The following is a 16,189-nucleotide window of genomic DNA, read 5'->3' as shown; positions in this document are numbered from 1 at the left end:
ATTGATAACCGTTATTCGTTATTCGTTATTCGTTATTCGTTATTCGTTATTCAGCAGTAAATCAAGAGATCCCCATTATGCCGTTAACCGTCAACTGCCCAATTTGTAAAACTCCAGTACAATGGAGCCCTCAGTCAGAGTTCAAACCTTTTTGCAGTGAGCGCTGTAAGATGATCGATCTCGGTGATTGGGCATCGGAGAAACACGCCATTCCAGTCAAATCTGAGTTTGATGTCGACGCTTTAGACGAACTTGGTTACGACGAAGAAAGCTTCTTTAAAGAATAAGCCTCATACAACAACTCCGTATATTTACCAACGACCAGAACCGACGAGTCTCGGATTGTTGTTCATACAGTGATAAGTAGAAATTTATGACAAAACGTATTCATGTTGCCGTGGGCATTATTCTTAATACTGACGGACAAATCCTACTCGCCAAGCGCCCAGAGCATTTACATCAAGGCGGCAAATGGGAATTTCCCGGTGGAAAAGTGGAGCAAAACGAAACCGTTACCCAAGCCTTAATTCGTGAGTTAAAAGAAGAAGTGGCGCTTAACGTCCATTCGAGCGAACCTTTTATGGCCTTAAGCTACGACTACCCAGATAAACAGGTACTACTCGATATTCACACTGTGAGTGACTTTACGGGCGAGGCGCAAGGGCTTGAAGGACAACAAATCGTCTGGGTCGATAAGCACGAGCTCACCCATTATGACTTCCCTGATGCTAATAAACCTATCCTCGCCAAGCTATTAGCACAAAACTAATCACATCTTTTTATGGGTAATAGCCAGATTTACATTAGCGATACGTGATCTGGCTTGCAGCAAATTCATTCACAACTTTTACAAAACGTAAATTAGTGCTTGAATGCAAATTCATTATTCTTCTTCGATTTTGAGGGCATATCATGCACAATAACGTTAAAGCATTACTCGCCACGACCGCGTTATTTTTTAGTTGCCAAGTACTAGCAAATGGCGGCTGTGGCTTTGAAGAGCAAAAACAGGGCTTGATTGCCACCTGCAGCGAGGAGAAACAAGAAGTGATTTTAACCGGTGTAGTTGAAGCGCAACATTTAGTAAAAGATCTCAATGAGTTTGCTGAGGGCTACAAAAGCTACCAAGTCGATACCGACGCCTTAGCACCACTCAAAAAAGTCACAGAACCAACAGAAATCGTCGTGATTATTGGTACTTGGTGCCCAGACTGTCATCGCGAAACGCCACGTTTTATCCGCATTATCGAAGAAGTGGCGAACCCCAATATTAAAGTGACTTATATTGGTGTCGATCGCAGCAAGCAAGACCCTGAAGGACTGGCGGCAAAATACGAATTCAAACGTATTCCTACCTTTATCGTGCAACAACAAGGTAAAGAAATTGGCCGTATCGTAGAGCGTCCAACCGTCTCGCTCGAAAAAGATTTAGCCGACATCTTAAAGTAATCGTACCCGAATAATAACAAAGGCCGCCAAGTGTAAACTTGGCGGCCTTTGTCTTTTAATAATAGATGTGAGGTTATACCAATCGTATTAAATCGCTTCTTCTAAAATCCGCTGCGCCAGCATCACTAACACACCCTCACGTAATGCTCCACCTGATAGCGCCAACTGCTCAATTCCTAAGAGTTCAAAGAGCGCAAGTAAAATCGCCACCCCTGCGGCAAATGTCGGCGCACGTTCGGCGCTTAAGCCGATAATCCCCTCAAGACTCACATCTTCCTCGGCGAGGATTTCCGCTTTCAGCTGTGTCAGCACAGCCAAAGTGATGATTTCAGACTGCTTACGGTGCATTAACACTTCGACCACAGATTGCACTGCGCCAGAAGCCCCCACTACACAGTGCCATCCTAAGTCTTTTAGCCTTTGCCTATGTTCACCTAAGACTGCTAGCACTTCCTGTTTAGCATCGTCAAAATCGAGCTCTTGCAACGGCGCGTTGTTGAAGAAACGGCGGTTAAAGGTCACGCTGCCCATAGGCAAGCTAGTCTTAAACTGAACCTGATGACCATCCCCGATAATAAATTCGGTACTTGCTCCACCAATATCAATCACTAAGCGTCGACCTTGGCCGCAGGTTGTTGCCACCATACCTTGATAAATCAGCTCAGCTTCACGCATGCCCGAAATAATCTCAATCGGGTGACCGAGAAGGGGAATTGCCCTCTGATTAAACTCGTCGGCGTTATTGATAGTACGCAGTGTTGCTGTGGCAATCACAGCAACATGATTAGGATGGACTTTATGTAGTGCTAACATTTGGGCAAACATGGCGAGGCAATCTAAACCTCGTTGCATCACTTCCTGTGATAAATAACCGTCTTCGCCAATCCCTTCGGCTAACCTTACTTTACGTTTGTACTTAGCAATAATATGTGGCTGACCACCTTTTGTTTTAGCGATCAGCATATTAAAACTGTTAGAGCCTAAAGTAATGGCAGCATAAGCGGGTGTTGGCATTTACGGCTGTCTACGCGTCCTGTCATGGCGAGGTGGACGACCACCACTACGATGTGCACCTTGAGTACGACTCACCCCAGAGCGCTCACGTAAATTACGAGCTCCCGCTGGATGTTTACGATGAATCTTAGCTGGCTGTGGAATATCATCCAGTAACGCATCGCGGTCATAATTACTCACTGGGATTGAGTGATTAATATAAGTCTCAATCGCTGGTAAGTTTAGTGCGTATTCCTCACAGGCAAAACTAACTGATACCCCTTTGTTCCCTGCTCGCCCAGTACGACCAATACGGTGAACGTAATCTTCACAATCATCAGGTAAATCATAATTGTAAACATGGGAAACATCGGAGATATGCAGGCCACGTGCAGCCACGTCAGTCGCAACCAAGATATCTAATTGACCTTGCGTAAATTGCTCTAGGATTCGAATACGTTTCTTCTGCGGCACATCCCCAGTGAGCAAACCCACACGGTGACCATCACCCTCAAGCCAAGCCCATAAGTTCTCACAGCTATGCTTAGTGTTTGAAAAAACAATGGCTTTCTCAGGCCAATCTTCTTCAATCAGCGTTAGCAATAAACGCATCTTATCTTCTTGGGAAGGATAGAAAATTTCTTCTTTGATATTCTTTGAGGTTTTTTCTTCGGGGGCAATTTCGACTTTCACCGGATCATTCATATGATCATAAGCCAACTCTTGCACCTTCATTGAAAGCGTCGCTGAAAACAACATGTTCAGGCGCTGATCAGCATTAGGCATGCGTCGGAATAAGAAACGAATATCCTTGATAAAACCGAGGTCGAACATACGATCGGCTTCATCTAACACCACGGCTTGAATCGCATTTAAGCTAATAATGCCCTGACGCACATAATCGATAATCCGTCCGGTTGTACCGATTAAGATGTCAACACCTTGGTCTAGCACTTTACGTTGGACGTCGTAACTCTCACCACCGTAAACAATCCCCACCTTTAAGCGAGTATGTTTCGCTAGTAAAATCGCGTCCTTAGCAATTTGAATGGCTAATTCACGGGTGGGCGCCATGATAATGGCACGCGGTTGATTTAATTGACGCCCTTCAGGAACAGGGGTCGACAATAAATGGTTAAATGTGGCAACCAAAAACGCCATTGTCTTGCCAGTGCCCGTCTGAGCTTGGCCAGCGATATCTTTTGATTGAAGTAATACGGGTAATGATAACGCCTGAATCGGCGTACAAAATTCAAAGCCGTTCTCGGCAAGGGCCTGTTTAACCTCAGGATGCAGAGGTAAGTCGGCAAATTTTTGATTTGATAAATGTGTTTGGCTCATAGCGCAAGCATACCATTTGGGGTTGCAATAAGATACTCGATCGTTTGAAATAGCCACATTGTAAAAGGTAACTTGAAAAGCTATTTTTCAGCCCCAATATACATGGTAAGCCATTAACAAACCAGCAATGGCAACCAAACTGGAGAACATCATGAGCGATAAAATTATATACCTGAGCGACGACAGCTTCGAAAACGACGTATTAAAGGCCGATTTACCAGTATTGGTAGACTTTTGGGCTGAATGGTGTGGTCCATGTAAAATGATCGCGCCAATCCTTGACGACGTTGCCGAAGAGTATGCCGGTCGCGTAACTATCGCTAAATTAAACGTTGACCAGAACAACGTTTCTCCAGCGAAATACGGCGTTCGCGGCATTCCAACATTGCTGTTATTCAAAAACGGTGAGTTGGCAGCGACCAAAGTTGGCGCGCTCTCTAAAACTCAGTTAAAAGAGTTTATCGACGCACAAATCTAATTTGTTGTCGTTATGAGTGACCTCCGGCACAAGCTGAAATTAAATTGTGCCGGAATGCCCCTAAATTTCTGGACGCCCCGCTTTGTTAGTGCTACTTTAATAACCAGATTCTTTCTAACTAAACCACTTCTCGCTCGTCAATCACTATCCTGAATCACAAACTTTACTGATTGATCGCGGTAAGCTTTGTCGCGTAACACAAGATCCCCAACATGAACTTAACTGAATTAAAAGACACGCCGATATCCGACCTAGTTTCGCTAGCCGAAAACATGAAACTCGAAAATATGGCCCGTGCTCGCAAGCAGGACATTATTTTCTCCATCCTTAAAGCCCACGCCAAAAGTGGCGAAGACATTTTCGGTGGCGGCGTATTAGAGATACTCCAAGACGGATTCGGTTTCTTACGAAGTGCAGATGGATCTTACTTAGCTGGCCCTGATGATATTTACGTGTCACCAAGCCAAATTCGCCGTTTCAACATGCGAACGGGTGACACCATTTTTGGTAAGATTCGTCCACCAAAAGAAGGTGAACGTTATTTTGCCCTGTTAAAAGTTAACGAAGTTAACTTTGATAAACCTGAAAACTCTCGCAATAAAATCCTCTTTGAAAACTTAACCCCACTCCACGCAGAAGAACGTATGCGTATGGAGCGTGGTAATGGCTCAACTGAAGACATCACTGCCCGTATTCTGGATTTATGCTCACCTATCGGTAAAGGTCAACGTGGTCTGATCGTTGCGCCACCAAAAGCGGGTAAAACGCTATTACTGCAAAACATTGCGCAATCCATTACCTACAACAACCCTGAAGTGGTATTGATGGTTCTGCTGATCGATGAACGCCCAGAAGAAGTAACCGAGATGCAACGCCTCGTTAAAGGTGAAGTTATTGCATCTACCTTCGACGAACCAGCAAGCCGTCACGTACAAGTGGCTGAAATGGTTATTGAAAAGGCTAAGCGTTTAGTCGAACACAAAAAAGACGTGGTGATTCTGCTCGACTCTATCACCCGTTTAGCGCGTGCTTACAACACTGTTATCCCTTCATCAGGCAAAGTGTTAACCGGTGGTGTGGATGCAAACGCCCTGCACCGTCCAAAACGCTTCTTCGGTGCAGCACGTAACATCGAACACGGCGGCAGCTTAACCATTATCGCTACTGCGTTAGTCGATACCGGTTCTAAGATGGACGAAGTGATTTACGAAGAGTTTAAAGGTACTGGTAACCAAGAGCTGCATCTGTCACGTAAAGCCGCTGAAAAACGCGTCTTCCCTGCGATTGACTTTAACCGCAGCGGTACTCGTCGTGAAGAGAAGCTGACAAATCCTGACGAACTGCAAAAAATGTGGATCCTGCGTAAGATCCTCAATCCAATGGATGAAGTCAGTGCAATGGAATTCCTCATTGATAAGCTGGCGATGACTAAGACTAACGAAGAATTCTTCACCGCGATGAAACGCGCAAAGTCTTAAGCCATATAAGATTGTATGAATAATAAGGCCGCTCACTGAGCGGCCTTTTTTACGTTTTACACATGGTGATGGATTGCAAAGCCGCGGGTGCGGCTCACTCGATTCAAGTGACTTAATCAAGCACAGGCAAATAACTGAGAACTAACTGATCTCGGCTTAGTTGCCCATCAATTATCTCACCTACTGTACCGTTGTTTAACTTGATGGCAAGCGTGGCCTCGCCGACCTGCGCCTTAAAGGTTTCCATTTCTTTAATTCGGTTGATCAGCGCCAATGCTAAAGTGTTTTCTGCGGTCGCAGCATACACACGGCCATTTACTGTCACTTCCGCTTGTGTGGCTAATGCAGGGCCGGCTAGATGAATACCGACGTATTCACGCCATACTCTGGCTTTTTGCTCGCCTTGATAATCACTGTCAACCGATGCAAGTACCACTTGCCGTAATATCATCTGCAGTAAATTGCTCTTACCTTTTGGTTGGCCGTTAACAGTATCAAATTGGAAGTAACGTGAAACTGAACGATCGTAATTAGGTAATGGCTCAATACTTTGTTGGGCAAAATCAGTGTAATAAGGCAGATAGCTATCGAGCTTACCACTCACGCCACAGCTTTCGGTAAAGAGCGGTGCATTACCACGAGTCAGCCCAGGGCCTTCACCCATGGTCATCTTACACAACATATCTTGGAACACTGGACCCACATTCGGTAAATCAACCAATGCTTTGTAACCACGACTCGATGTGCTGCGGGGCGTTGTACGTGATACTAAGGCTCGCACGGCTAACAATTTATCAGGCCATACACCTAACACGTCGCGCTCATTCACATACGGATGGTTAGGTGAGGATGCAGGCGTTTTAATACCATTGAGTAAGCGGCCCGAAAAGCTAACATCAGCCGTTAATAAATCCTGAAATTGAGGATTTATTTGCGATTTAATGATCAACTCTTTCAAGGCTTCTGGGGAATCAGAGAACTGACTGATCACCTCACCCGGCTCAAATTGCGCCTTCATATCGCCGCTTTTAAAACGATATTGCTCAAGTACCTTAGCAAAATTGTACTGCTGTCTTAACGCTACGCTGCCATCAGCTTGTTTGTATGTGACGTCCAATGTGGCGTCGTTTTCTCCCACTAGCTTAAGGAAGAAGTCGGCCGACTGATTCATTGCCCGCTGATTCGCACAATACCAAGCCTCGCTACCTGCCGCAGCCAGTCGGTCGCACTCACCTGCAAAAAAGTTTTCTGATAGACCAAATAATTGCTCTAAAAAGCTCACATCTTCAATGAATTGACGTATCTCATCAAACTGAACTTTACGATTAATGGTGTAACTTAGACTATGATCCTCAAACAAAGATTGACGATTATGGCGTAGGTTCATGGTCTCGTAGCTATCAAAATACTTATCGATATAGAACTGGTTAATATCATCTAAGTTTTTACCCGCATCACCACGATTACAGTTGCTGTTAAGGGACACATGTTCATCTGTGCAATAAGAATACTGACGTAGGCTATTGTTTTGCTCAATATTATAAAGTGCGCCAAATCGGGTATCCCCGTTAACAATGCCTTTGGCAAGTTCGTCGCGACGCTTAGCATCTTCCGCTTTGAGCGATACAAATTCGTTAGCCTTTGTTTCCACTTCGCGGGCATAGCCAAAACGTAACGCCGCTAAGTCATAGGGTTCAAACGTGGTTGCAAACCGATTCACGTTGTAGTCCATTTGGCTCGAAAACTCGGCATTAACAGTAATATCTGGGTAACCTGCATCGCTAAAGGCGGCTTTTAACTCCGTCAGTTGTGCTTGGTTAAAGGTATTGTCGTGGTCGCGACTCCCAGCAAAGTTATGTCTTAAGCCAAAGGTATGCCCTAATTCATGGGTCAAGGTGCCGGCAAATGCTTGTGCAGCAAGGGCTGTAGTTAATGAGTCTTGTAAACTTATCGGCAAATCTTCAAATGCCGCTAATTTACCGCCCACTTTGCCATCAACCCACATTTCGGCTTTTTTCCAATCAATTTCATGACCTTTGATACCGCGAGGTAATTCACGATTACTACCACCTGTAGCAAACACGGTATCCACATGCATCATTGAATTTTCAGACCAAAACGCTTGTGTTTTTTCATCAAAATCCGCCAAAGCATCGAGACTATTATCCTTAGGCGTTAATAACATTGATTTGGGTGCTGCAATAAGCTGCTGAGTCGGTTGTTCAAATGCCGCCGCCTCAACTGGCACAGCATCAACGCTGACATCTGGCTTGTTCAGATTCGACACATAAGGCTCGCCCGTTAACGATGTGACTGAATTCGCGTCCAATTTGCCTCTGTTATAATCTAAACGCACTTGGCGATAGTAACGTACTGCGCCTTGTTTTAGATTCGAGCTGTATTGATTGACTCGCGCACTCACAATTTCGCCTGTAAGCGGGTTTGCCGCGGATGGGCCATAACCCGCCAAACCATTATCCAGCGGTTCATCAAATAAAGTGATGTTGCTATAGCGCAGGTCGCCATGGCGTTTATCGTGGGCTTGCTCAAGTTTTATCTGTGGAAAACCCGTTTTATACAACTTGTTTTGAATGTTAATTGCCGTCACGGACTCGATAGCAGCATCCAAAAAGGGTTTATTTTTCGCATCGTAGAAATTATTACTCAGGTAATAAGTCAGTTCCGATTTGGCCGGATTGAAGCGATTCATGTAGGTACGCACATACCCGTCAACGCCCTCTGAATCAGTCGCATCACGGTAAGTATGGGAAGAGGTAAAGAAACCAAATGCGCCCTTTTCATTTTCGGCATAGGGAATCGCTTGATAGTCTTTACTGGCTAACTGATCCACCGCCACAATCGAAATAAACTCAGTGGTCGTAAAGGATAGATTGTCGAGGTTGCCACCGTAAAATTGGTTAAAGCAACTTGGTGAAGCCTGATAGGTATGCTCAATTTCAAAGTTAACCACGCCCTTAGCTAAATCCATCTCATAGCCTTTTTGGCCTTGAGTATTCACTAGACGCGGGGCCTCTGTTTCAGTCACACATTCACCAAAGGTAAATATGTCATTAATGCCCAACTCGGCAATTTTAGCTTTGGCAAAATCGGGGACAAAGTAGCGCTTATCCTGCCATGTTAAATTAGCATCGGTGTTAACTTGCTCTACGTTAATACACTCACGCCATTTATCTTCGGTACATTTAAAGTCGATATATTCGCCAGGAATGGTTAACACTGGCGCTTGGTTATACTCATTAGGATAACGGCTGTCATGGCCTAATCCGATATTATCTCGGTCAATTTGACGTACTTGGATACCATTCTCCGTTTTATGCAAGGTTACCAACTTAGGATCACCTTGGGTAAAACCTCGCACCTCGGCGGCATAACGCGGAGCCTTACCCACGCTGCGAATGTAGAGATATTGCCGCTCAGTGGCTTTATCGATGTCGGCTGTGGTGACTTGCTTTTCATCTTTGGGGAGTTCTTTATAAGGCTCATCACCGGCACCACACCCCACAAGGGTCAGTGCGCTGGTTATCGCCAGACATACCATGGACTTCTTCATAGATTCCTCTTAACTACTGTTTTTATAGATATTTAGTAACTGACAAATAAAAGGTTGAACTCTTTTTGTCATAAATCTCAAATCCCTGAGATGTCCCCACTTCTGGGTTATAGAAACGACCACTATTGTTATGACCAACAGCCAACACCCAGTCAGGCTTAAACGACCAACCGAGTTCTTGGGCGAAGGTAAATTGATCGTCGAGTCGGCGACCGTAATAGTTTTTGGATACTCGATAACGACCACTCACATCCAAATACCAATTAGCCGTAATTTGCCAATAAGCATCGAGTAATCCATCGAGTTGCTGTTCAACTAACACGCGCTCACCAGCGGTTTTGTATTGGTAAGCGTTGTAGCGATAGCGCGGTGAAAAATAAAAACTTAGGTTATCTAGCGGGCTCCAAAATAAGTACGCAGCAATACGCGGTGCATATTGCAACCTATCCAATTTTGATTCGCGCTCTGCGGGCAGATACACACCTAAACTGCCTTTGAATGAGACGGTATCGCTTAAGGCATACAGTGGTGTACGGTATTCCAGCAAAGGGTCATAAAAACTGGACTCTTTGCCATGCAATGTTTGCTTTTCGCCCCCAAGGGTAAACAGCACATTGCCCCAATTTGCCTTGTAATCGATCCGGCTATCGATGTTATAGGCTTGATAGGCGTAATAACTATCCGAGTCATAAATGTTTCGGGTAAACCCAACATTAACGTAGCCAGACCATTTTGCAGCTTGTGCATCCGTGGCTAACTCAAATTCATTGACAGCCAATACTTGGCCGACAAATGAAAAACTCGCCAGCATCACCTGCAAGCAGAAAAGCACAGACCATTTATTTCGTCGACGAGAAATCGACGAATAATATTGATTATTCGTTGGTTGCATAATAAAACCTTGATTTATATTTTTATGAAAATATTGATAGTTAGGATGCGCTCTATATAGCGCTAGGATGTACTTGCTTGAATAGACTTTATCCAATTAAGTAAAATGGAATAACAATGTTCCAAATTAAGAATGTAACTACGCAGAAAAATAGCTGAAATGAAATAAATAACACTAAATAAAACAAAAAAAGACAGTCCAATAAATATGCTTTCAAAATTAGTTTCACAAAACCAATTCCAAAGTGTAACGCTATATTCATTCAGTACGATTGTCGATTTATGGCCCACAAACTCACTCTGCGCCACAAGTGTCGAAGCCATTAAAAAATCATTCTTTTCAAAAGAATAAATTTCATTTTTAGCTGAAACACTTAGCGATAAGCTCAACCATAATATTCCGAGCACCAGTAATCCACCGACTATGGGATGAAGATGTTTCGGTATTTTTGAGTAATTTTTTGTGGCTAATTTAGTTAACATTTTCAGTCAATACGTCATACTATAAATAATCTCCACTGTGACCCACAGCTAAAGATACAAAACGATACATTTATCGCATCATACGCACGAAAAAAAATGCTTTTCAACTCAAGCCAGCGACAACTCATATGTAATTAAAATAAATATGAGTTAGATCAGAAAAAATTAGCGACATTAAACATAAACAATACAATTCACAACAGAAAAAACCGCCACAAAAAACAACTTAAATACATATTAAAAACAATAAATAACAATATGCAATGCGATTATTTACATATACCACCATAATGCAAATAGCTTAACGGTAGTTTGGGATAATATGATGAGCAGCCAGTTGAGTTTGCAATTCTTTACAACGGCGACGTAACATTTCGCGAAGCAGTAACACCACGGGTGTGACATGTTCGCGTCCAGGGCACACTAAGTATAAATTGACCGACTCGCCGCGATATTCTGGCAACAAGGGCACTAAGCGCCCAGCCATAATATCCTCTGCCAAATCTAAGCTCGACTTAAACACTAACCCCTTTCCTGCTACCGCCCAGCGGCGCGCAATTTCAGCATCATTCGCACTACGATTCCCCGTGACGCGGACTTTACATTCCTGGCCATCACGCTCAAATTGCCATTGATCGTGAGTTCTCTCATCTAACTTATAAAACAAGCAATTATGTTGTGTTAGCTGCTCTAAGGTTTCGGGTTGACCAAATTTAGCAAGATAGTCCGGCGATGCACATAACACTCTGTCGGCACTGCAAATCGGAAAGGCAACTTGATTAGAATCCTGCGGCTTACCATAACGCACCGCCACATCAATTTTATCGTGGTAAAAACTGCTGATATTGTCGCCCAAATGCAGACGCACTTGCAGCTGTGGAAAATCCAAGAGAAAGTCATCGAGCCAAGGGACAAATAAGTTTCGCCCAAAGTCAGATGAAACCGACAGGCTTAAGGTGCCAGAGACCTTACCTTTATCGCTGGCAATCGCCTGCTCTCCAAGGGCGAGATCACTTAAGGCACGGCGGCAATGGATCAGGTAACGCTCCCCTTGAGCGGTTAATCTAAGGCTGCGAGTCGTGCGCACAAACAAACTCGTATCAAGCTGTTTTTCAAGACGTTTAATCGCTGCGCTCGCTGAAGCAGCAGAGAGGTCCATTTCGGCCGCTGCGGCCGAAATACTGCCGCAATCGGCAACGCGAACAAATAAGGCGAGATCATTAAGCAACATGATTATCAAATTTCCTTTGAAAAAATTACAAACTTTACCCCGTTTATCTAAAGGTTAATATTTCACACAATGGTGCTCAATGACAAGTGACAGACATGAGTCGCCAGTGAGGAATGATTATGAGAGCCGTAGGTTACCAAACAGCAGGCGCAGTCGATGCGCATAATGCATTAGAAAACATAACATTAGCCAAACCAACTCCAACGGGTTTTGATTTGTTAGTCGAGGTTAAGGCCATATCGGTTAACCCCGTCGATACCAAGATCCGCGCATCAAGCTCAGCGCCTGCTGGGGAGTATAAAATCCTCGGTTGGGATGCCGTCGGCGTTGTAAAAGCTATCGGGGACAAAGTCAGCCTATTTAAGGTAGGCGATGAAGTTTGGTATGCCGGCGATATTAGCCGCAGTGGCAGCTATGCCGAATATCAGTTAGTGGATGAGCGCATTGTCGGCCATAAACCGCAAACCTTAAGCAACGCACAGGCGGCAGCCTTACCCTTAACCAGTATCACGGCTTGGGAATTGCTGTTTGACCGTTTAGGTCTACCACAGGATGGCTCCGCCACGGATGCACGTATTCTGATTATCGGTGCGGCTGGCGGTGTGGGTTCGATTATCACTCAACTGGCGGTCAAATTGACTGGAGCAGAGGTTATCGGTACCGCATCACGGCCAGAATCAGCAACTTGGGTGCAAACCTTAGGTGCCGATGCAGTGATTAATCACAATAAACCCCTCTCGGAAGAGCTGGCTAAGCTCGATATTGCCGATGTCACCCATGTGATTAGCCTGACCCAAACCGATAAGCACTTTGACGAAATTGTAAAAGTGCTCAAACCACAAGGAAAACTGGCACTGATTGATGATCCGGTAGCCCCGTTAGATGTGATGAAGCTTAAGCGTAAAAGCCTGTCGCTGCATTGGGAGCTGATGTTTACCCGCAGCCTGTATCAAACCGAGGATATGATTGCCCAGCACCATCTACTCAATCGTATTGCCGAGCTTATCGATACCGGCAAAGTAAAAAGCACCTTTGGTGAGCATTACGGCACGATTAATGCGCAAAACTTGCTAAAGGCCCATGCACAAATTGAGTCGGGCAAAGCGATTGGTAAAATTGTGCTTGAGGGATTTAGCCAATGAAAATCACGGTTTTTGCGCAAATCCAAGCGCATTCAGGCCAGAGTGATTCACTCTTTAAAGTCCTCAAACAACTGGTAAGTGACACCCACACCGAGGCAGGTTGTTTTGAGTATACGCTGCATCATTCTTTAGATAATGCTAATCAGTTTTGGATGTATGAAGTGTGGCAATCCCAAGCAGCACTGGATGCGCATATGGCAAGCCCACACTTTAATACCTTTGTCGCCACCTCCGAGCAGTTAGTAGAGAAAGTCGAGATCCATAAGAGTTATGCTTGCTAGCATCACCAACAAGAAAGCGCCAAATTTGGCGCTTTCTATTTTTAAATCAACTGCGTAAATAAAGCTAAACCAACGTCATCGCCATTTTTCGGCGTAGATAAGCAATCTGTTGCATATGGGGTAAATCCTTCGGACAGTTGTCTTGGCAGCCGAGCAAGGTCATGCACCCAAACACACCATCCTGATTACCGATCACATGGTAAAAATCCTCCGCAGTGCGGGCATCACGGCTATCGAGTTCAAAGCGGGCAATTTTCATCATGCCAACTGCACCGACAAAGGTCTCGCGCATTTGCTTGGTCGCGCAGGCTGATACGCAAACGCCACACTCGACGCAGCGCTCCAACTCATACAGGCGAGCAGCTTCTTCAGGAGCCATAGGATCTTCGAGGCGATGGATGCTGATATCATTCGCCTTAGGATGTAACCATAGCTTTAACCGTTCAGCGAGTTCACGCATAAATTTACCCGTGTTAACCGATAAATCACCGATCAATTCAAAGCCAGGTAATGGCATCAGGGTGATCTCGCCCTTGGGATATTTGGCGGTTAAGGTGCGGCAAGCTAATGTCGGAAAACCATTGATCACCATAGCACAACTGCCACAAATCCCTGCGCGACAGACAAAGTCAAACTGCAACGACGTATCTTGCTCTTCTCTCAGCTTATTGAGGGCAATAAATACTGTCATCCCCGGCGTTTCGGTGAGCTGGTAACGCACCATTTTCGGCTTATCGTTTGGCTCCTGTGGATCATAACGAAAAATATTAAAGGTTAACTGGCGACCTTGGGTCATTATGATTTTTCTCCTAACGCATTGGCAGAGGGTTTTTGTAAGGTATCACTTAAACGTTCATTTTTAGCTTGCAGGCTGGGTGGCAGCTCGAAAGGCATCAGCGCCGCTTGGCGTTGATAGCGATCGGCATCCTCCCCGAGCACAGCCAAAATTTCAGCAATTTGTTGCTCACGTTTAGCGGTATCGGGGTGAGCAATCGCATTGTCGATACCATAACCCCGGTATCCCGGTGGCAGTTCCATCTTCATCACATCTAGCGGCTCGTAGCTCAACACGGGTTCCAACGCATTGGCATCAGGCCAACTGGCGAGGGTGCGATTAAGCCAATCGCGGTCATTACGCTGCGGATAATCCTCACGGGCATGGGCACCGCGGCTTTCGGTGCGAGCTGCCGCACCACAGGCCACGGTCAGCGCGACTTTGAGCATACGCTTTACCCTCAATGCCTCCACCAGCTCAGGGTTGGCGTGGCGTTTTTTACACTTAATGCCGAGTTTGCGTGAACGTTCAAGCAGGGCTTTTAGCTCATTCACCGCTTTATCAAGCTCTGGGCCGTTACGGAAAATCCCCACGTAATCCATCATAATTCGCTGCATTGCGTGCTTAAGTTCGAAGGGGTTTTCTTGACCATCGCCATCGACTAAGGTGTCGATCTCAGTCTGTACTTGCCGCATAAATTTTTCGGCAAGCTGGGTATTGATTTCAAGGCTATTATTCTCACAAAAATCAGCGACATATTTACCAATAATCATACCGCCCACTACGGTTTCGGCGAGCGAGTTACCGCCCAAGCGGTTAAAGCCATGCATATCCCAACAGGCGGCTTCGCCCACACTGAATAAGCCCTTAAGCTGCGGACTTTCACCGGTTGCTTTGGTGCGAATGCCACCCATGGAGTAATGCTGAGTCGGACGCACGGGTATCCAATCCTTTGCAGGGTCGATCCCAAGGAAGTTCTCACAAATTTCTTGCACTTCACGCAGGTTGGTTTCGATATGTTTGCGCCCAAGCAGGGTGATATCGAGCCATAAATGCGGGCCATAGGGGCTATCGACGCCCTTACCTTTACGCATATGTTCGGTCATGCGGCGAGACACTACATCCCGCGATGCCAGTTCTTTTTTCTCTGGCTCATAGTCCGGCATAAAACGGTAGCCGTCTTTATCCCGCAGCAAGCCACCGTCACCGCGGCAACCCTCTGTGGTTAAAATCCCTACGGGCACAATCGCCGTTGGGTGGAACTGCACCGCTTCCATATTACCAAGGGTCGCCACGCCCGTTTCGAGTGCCAGCGCCTGACCTATCCCCTCGCAGATAATCGCATTGGTTGAAACTTCGTAAATACGGCCATAACCGCCGGTAGCGATGGTGGTTGATTTCGCCACATAAGCGCGCAATTCACCCGAGATTAGGCAGCGGGCAATCACCCCGTGACAACGCTCTCCATCGTGGATAATCGCCAGCGCTTCGACGCGCTCATGGACCGGAATATCCATCGAAATGGCTTTGTTATCCATGGCATAGAGTAAGGAGTGACCCGTACCATCGGCGGTGTAGCAGGTGCGCCACTTTTTGGTGCCACCAAAGTCGCGGGCATTAATTAACCCATGGGCTTCTTCGGCTTCCTGTAGAGTAACTTTTTGTGCGTTAACAATGACTTCCCGTGGACCAGCACTAACACGTGACCAAGGCACCCCCCAGTTGGCTAACTCACGTACTGCCTTGGGCGCACAATGGGCAAACATTCTCGCGACCTCTTGATCACAGCCCCAGTCAGAACCTTTCACAGTGTCTTGAAAGTGCACATCTTCATCATCACCCATGCCTTTAACTGCGTTGCCAAGGCTTGCCTGCATTCCCCCCTGCGCTGCGGCGGAGTGAGAACGTTTGGCAGGAATAAGCGATAGCACTAAGGTATCCAGCCCACGCTCTTTAGAGGCAATGGCAACCCTTAGCCCTGCCAATCCGGCACCAACCACTAATGAATCGGTATAAATCAGTTTCACGCCTGCTCCTTAACGGGTACTGCTGTTATTGTTTTAGGACAACACTCTT

Annotated in this window: 15 protein-coding genes; 7 read left to right on the top strand and 8 right to left on the bottom strand. The window is 45.7% G+C overall.

What is annotated here, in order from left to right:
• The first annotated feature begins 77 nt into the window (after nt 1–77).
• The 3 genes from yacG (at nt 78) to M0413_RS02070 (ending at nt 1,449) form a co-directional block, all read left to right on the top strand.
• Nucleotides 78–287, top strand: coding sequence for a DNA gyrase inhibitor YacG (gene yacG / locus M0413_RS02080; protein WP_037413634.1), 210 nt, complete (start codon nt 78–80; stop codon nt 285–287).
• An 86-nt stretch (nt 288–373) separates the two neighbouring features.
• Nucleotides 374–769, top strand: a complete 396-nt coding sequence (gene mutT, locus M0413_RS02075; RefSeq protein WP_037413635.1) for an 8-oxo-dGTP diphosphatase MutT — start codon at nt 374–376, stop codon at nt 767–769.
• Nucleotides 770–912: 143 nt separating this feature from the next.
• Nucleotides 913–1,449 carry a thioredoxin family protein gene (locus M0413_RS02070; protein WP_144346672.1) on the top strand — a complete coding sequence of 179 codons (537 nt, stop codon included), beginning with the start codon at nt 913–915 and terminating at the stop codon, nt 1,447–1,449.
• A gap of 87 nt (nt 1,450–1,536) precedes the next feature.
• On the opposite strand, the gene M0413_RS02065 is transcribed toward M0413_RS02070, so the two are convergent.
• Nucleotides 1,537–2,463 carry a Ppx/GppA phosphatase family protein gene (locus M0413_RS02065; RefSeq protein WP_037413637.1) on the bottom strand — a complete coding sequence of 309 codons (927 nt, stop codon included), beginning with the start codon at nt 2,461–2,463 and terminating at the stop codon, nt 1,537–1,539.
• A complete protein-coding gene (gene rhlB, locus M0413_RS02060; RefSeq protein ID WP_037413639.1) occupies nt 2,464–3,783 on the bottom strand; it encodes an ATP-dependent RNA helicase RhlB in 1,320 nt (439 codons plus the stop codon).
• 151 nt (nt 3,784–3,934) lie between these two features.
• Between rhlB and trxA the strand changes: the two genes are divergently transcribed.
• Both trxA and rho read left to right on the top strand, forming a co-directional pair.
• Entirely contained in the window at nt 3,935–4,261 is a 327-nt protein-coding gene (trxA, locus tag M0413_RS02055; protein ID WP_011070766.1) for a thioredoxin TrxA, read from the top strand.
• Between the two features lie 212 nt (nt 4,262–4,473).
• Nucleotides 4,474–5,739 (top strand): transcription termination factor Rho, encoded by a 1,266-nt coding sequence (gene rho, locus M0413_RS02050; RefSeq protein ID WP_037413641.1) that lies wholly within the window; start codon nt 4,474–4,476, stop codon nt 5,737–5,739.
• Nucleotides 5,740–5,851: 112 nt separating this feature from the next.
• Here rho and M0413_RS02045 read toward each other — a convergent pair whose 3' ends face one another.
• From M0413_RS02045 to M0413_RS02030, 4 genes are all read right to left on the bottom strand, one after another.
• Complete coding sequence (locus M0413_RS02045) at nt 5,852–9,310, bottom strand: zinc-dependent metalloprotease (protein WP_037413642.1); 3,459 nt, start codon at nt 9,308–9,310, stop codon at nt 5,852–5,854.
• A 22-nt stretch (nt 9,311–9,332) separates the two neighbouring features.
• Nucleotides 9,333–10,202, bottom strand: a complete 870-nt coding sequence (locus M0413_RS02040) for a hypothetical protein (protein ID WP_047534358.1) — start codon at nt 10,200–10,202, stop codon at nt 9,333–9,335.
• A 62-nt stretch (nt 10,203–10,264) separates the two neighbouring features.
• Entirely contained in the window at nt 10,265–10,684 is a 420-nt protein-coding gene (locus M0413_RS02035) for a hypothetical protein (RefSeq protein ID WP_188871154.1), read from the bottom strand.
• Between the two features lie 301 nt (nt 10,685–10,985).
• Entirely contained in the window at nt 10,986–11,915 is a 930-nt protein-coding gene (locus M0413_RS02030) for a LysR family transcriptional regulator (RefSeq protein WP_037426378.1), read from the bottom strand.
• 119 nt (nt 11,916–12,034) lie between these two features.
• Here M0413_RS02030 and M0413_RS02025 point away from each other — a divergent pair, with 119 nt between their 5' ends.
• Nucleotides 12,035–13,057 (top strand): zinc-binding alcohol dehydrogenase family protein, encoded by a 1,023-nt coding sequence (locus M0413_RS02025; RefSeq protein ID WP_037426381.1) that lies wholly within the window; start codon nt 12,035–12,037, stop codon nt 13,055–13,057.
• A complete protein-coding gene (locus M0413_RS02020) occupies nt 13,054–13,338 on the top strand; it encodes a putative quinol monooxygenase (protein WP_047534353.1) in 285 nt (94 codons plus the stop codon). The genes M0413_RS02025 and M0413_RS02020 overlap by 4 nt, the downstream gene beginning before the upstream one ends.
• Nucleotides 13,339–13,402: 64 nt before the next feature.
• Here M0413_RS02020 and M0413_RS02015 read toward each other — a convergent pair whose 3' ends face one another.
• Together M0413_RS02015 and M0413_RS02010 are read right to left on the bottom strand one after the other, a co-directional pair.
• Nucleotides 13,403–14,134: a fumarate reductase iron-sulfur subunit gene (locus tag M0413_RS02015; RefSeq protein WP_037413651.1), complete on the bottom strand. Its 732-nt coding sequence runs from the start codon at nt 14,132–14,134 to the stop codon at nt 13,403–13,405.
• Entirely contained in the window at nt 14,134–16,140 is a 2,007-nt protein-coding gene (locus M0413_RS02010) for a fumarate reductase flavoprotein subunit (protein WP_249553011.1), read from the bottom strand. Before M0413_RS02010 ends, M0413_RS02015 begins: the two co-directional genes overlap by 1 nt.
• Between the last annotated feature and the right edge of the window lie 49 nt (nt 16,141–16,189).

Origin of the sequence: Shewanella sp. 8A, from assembly GCF_023475945.1 — a bacterium.
Classification (GTDB): domain Bacteria; phylum Pseudomonadota; class Gammaproteobacteria; order Enterobacterales; family Shewanellaceae; genus Shewanella; species Shewanella xiamenensis.
Note: the sequence above shows the minus strand (reverse complement) of the source record. Positions and strands in the feature narration are given on the sequence as shown.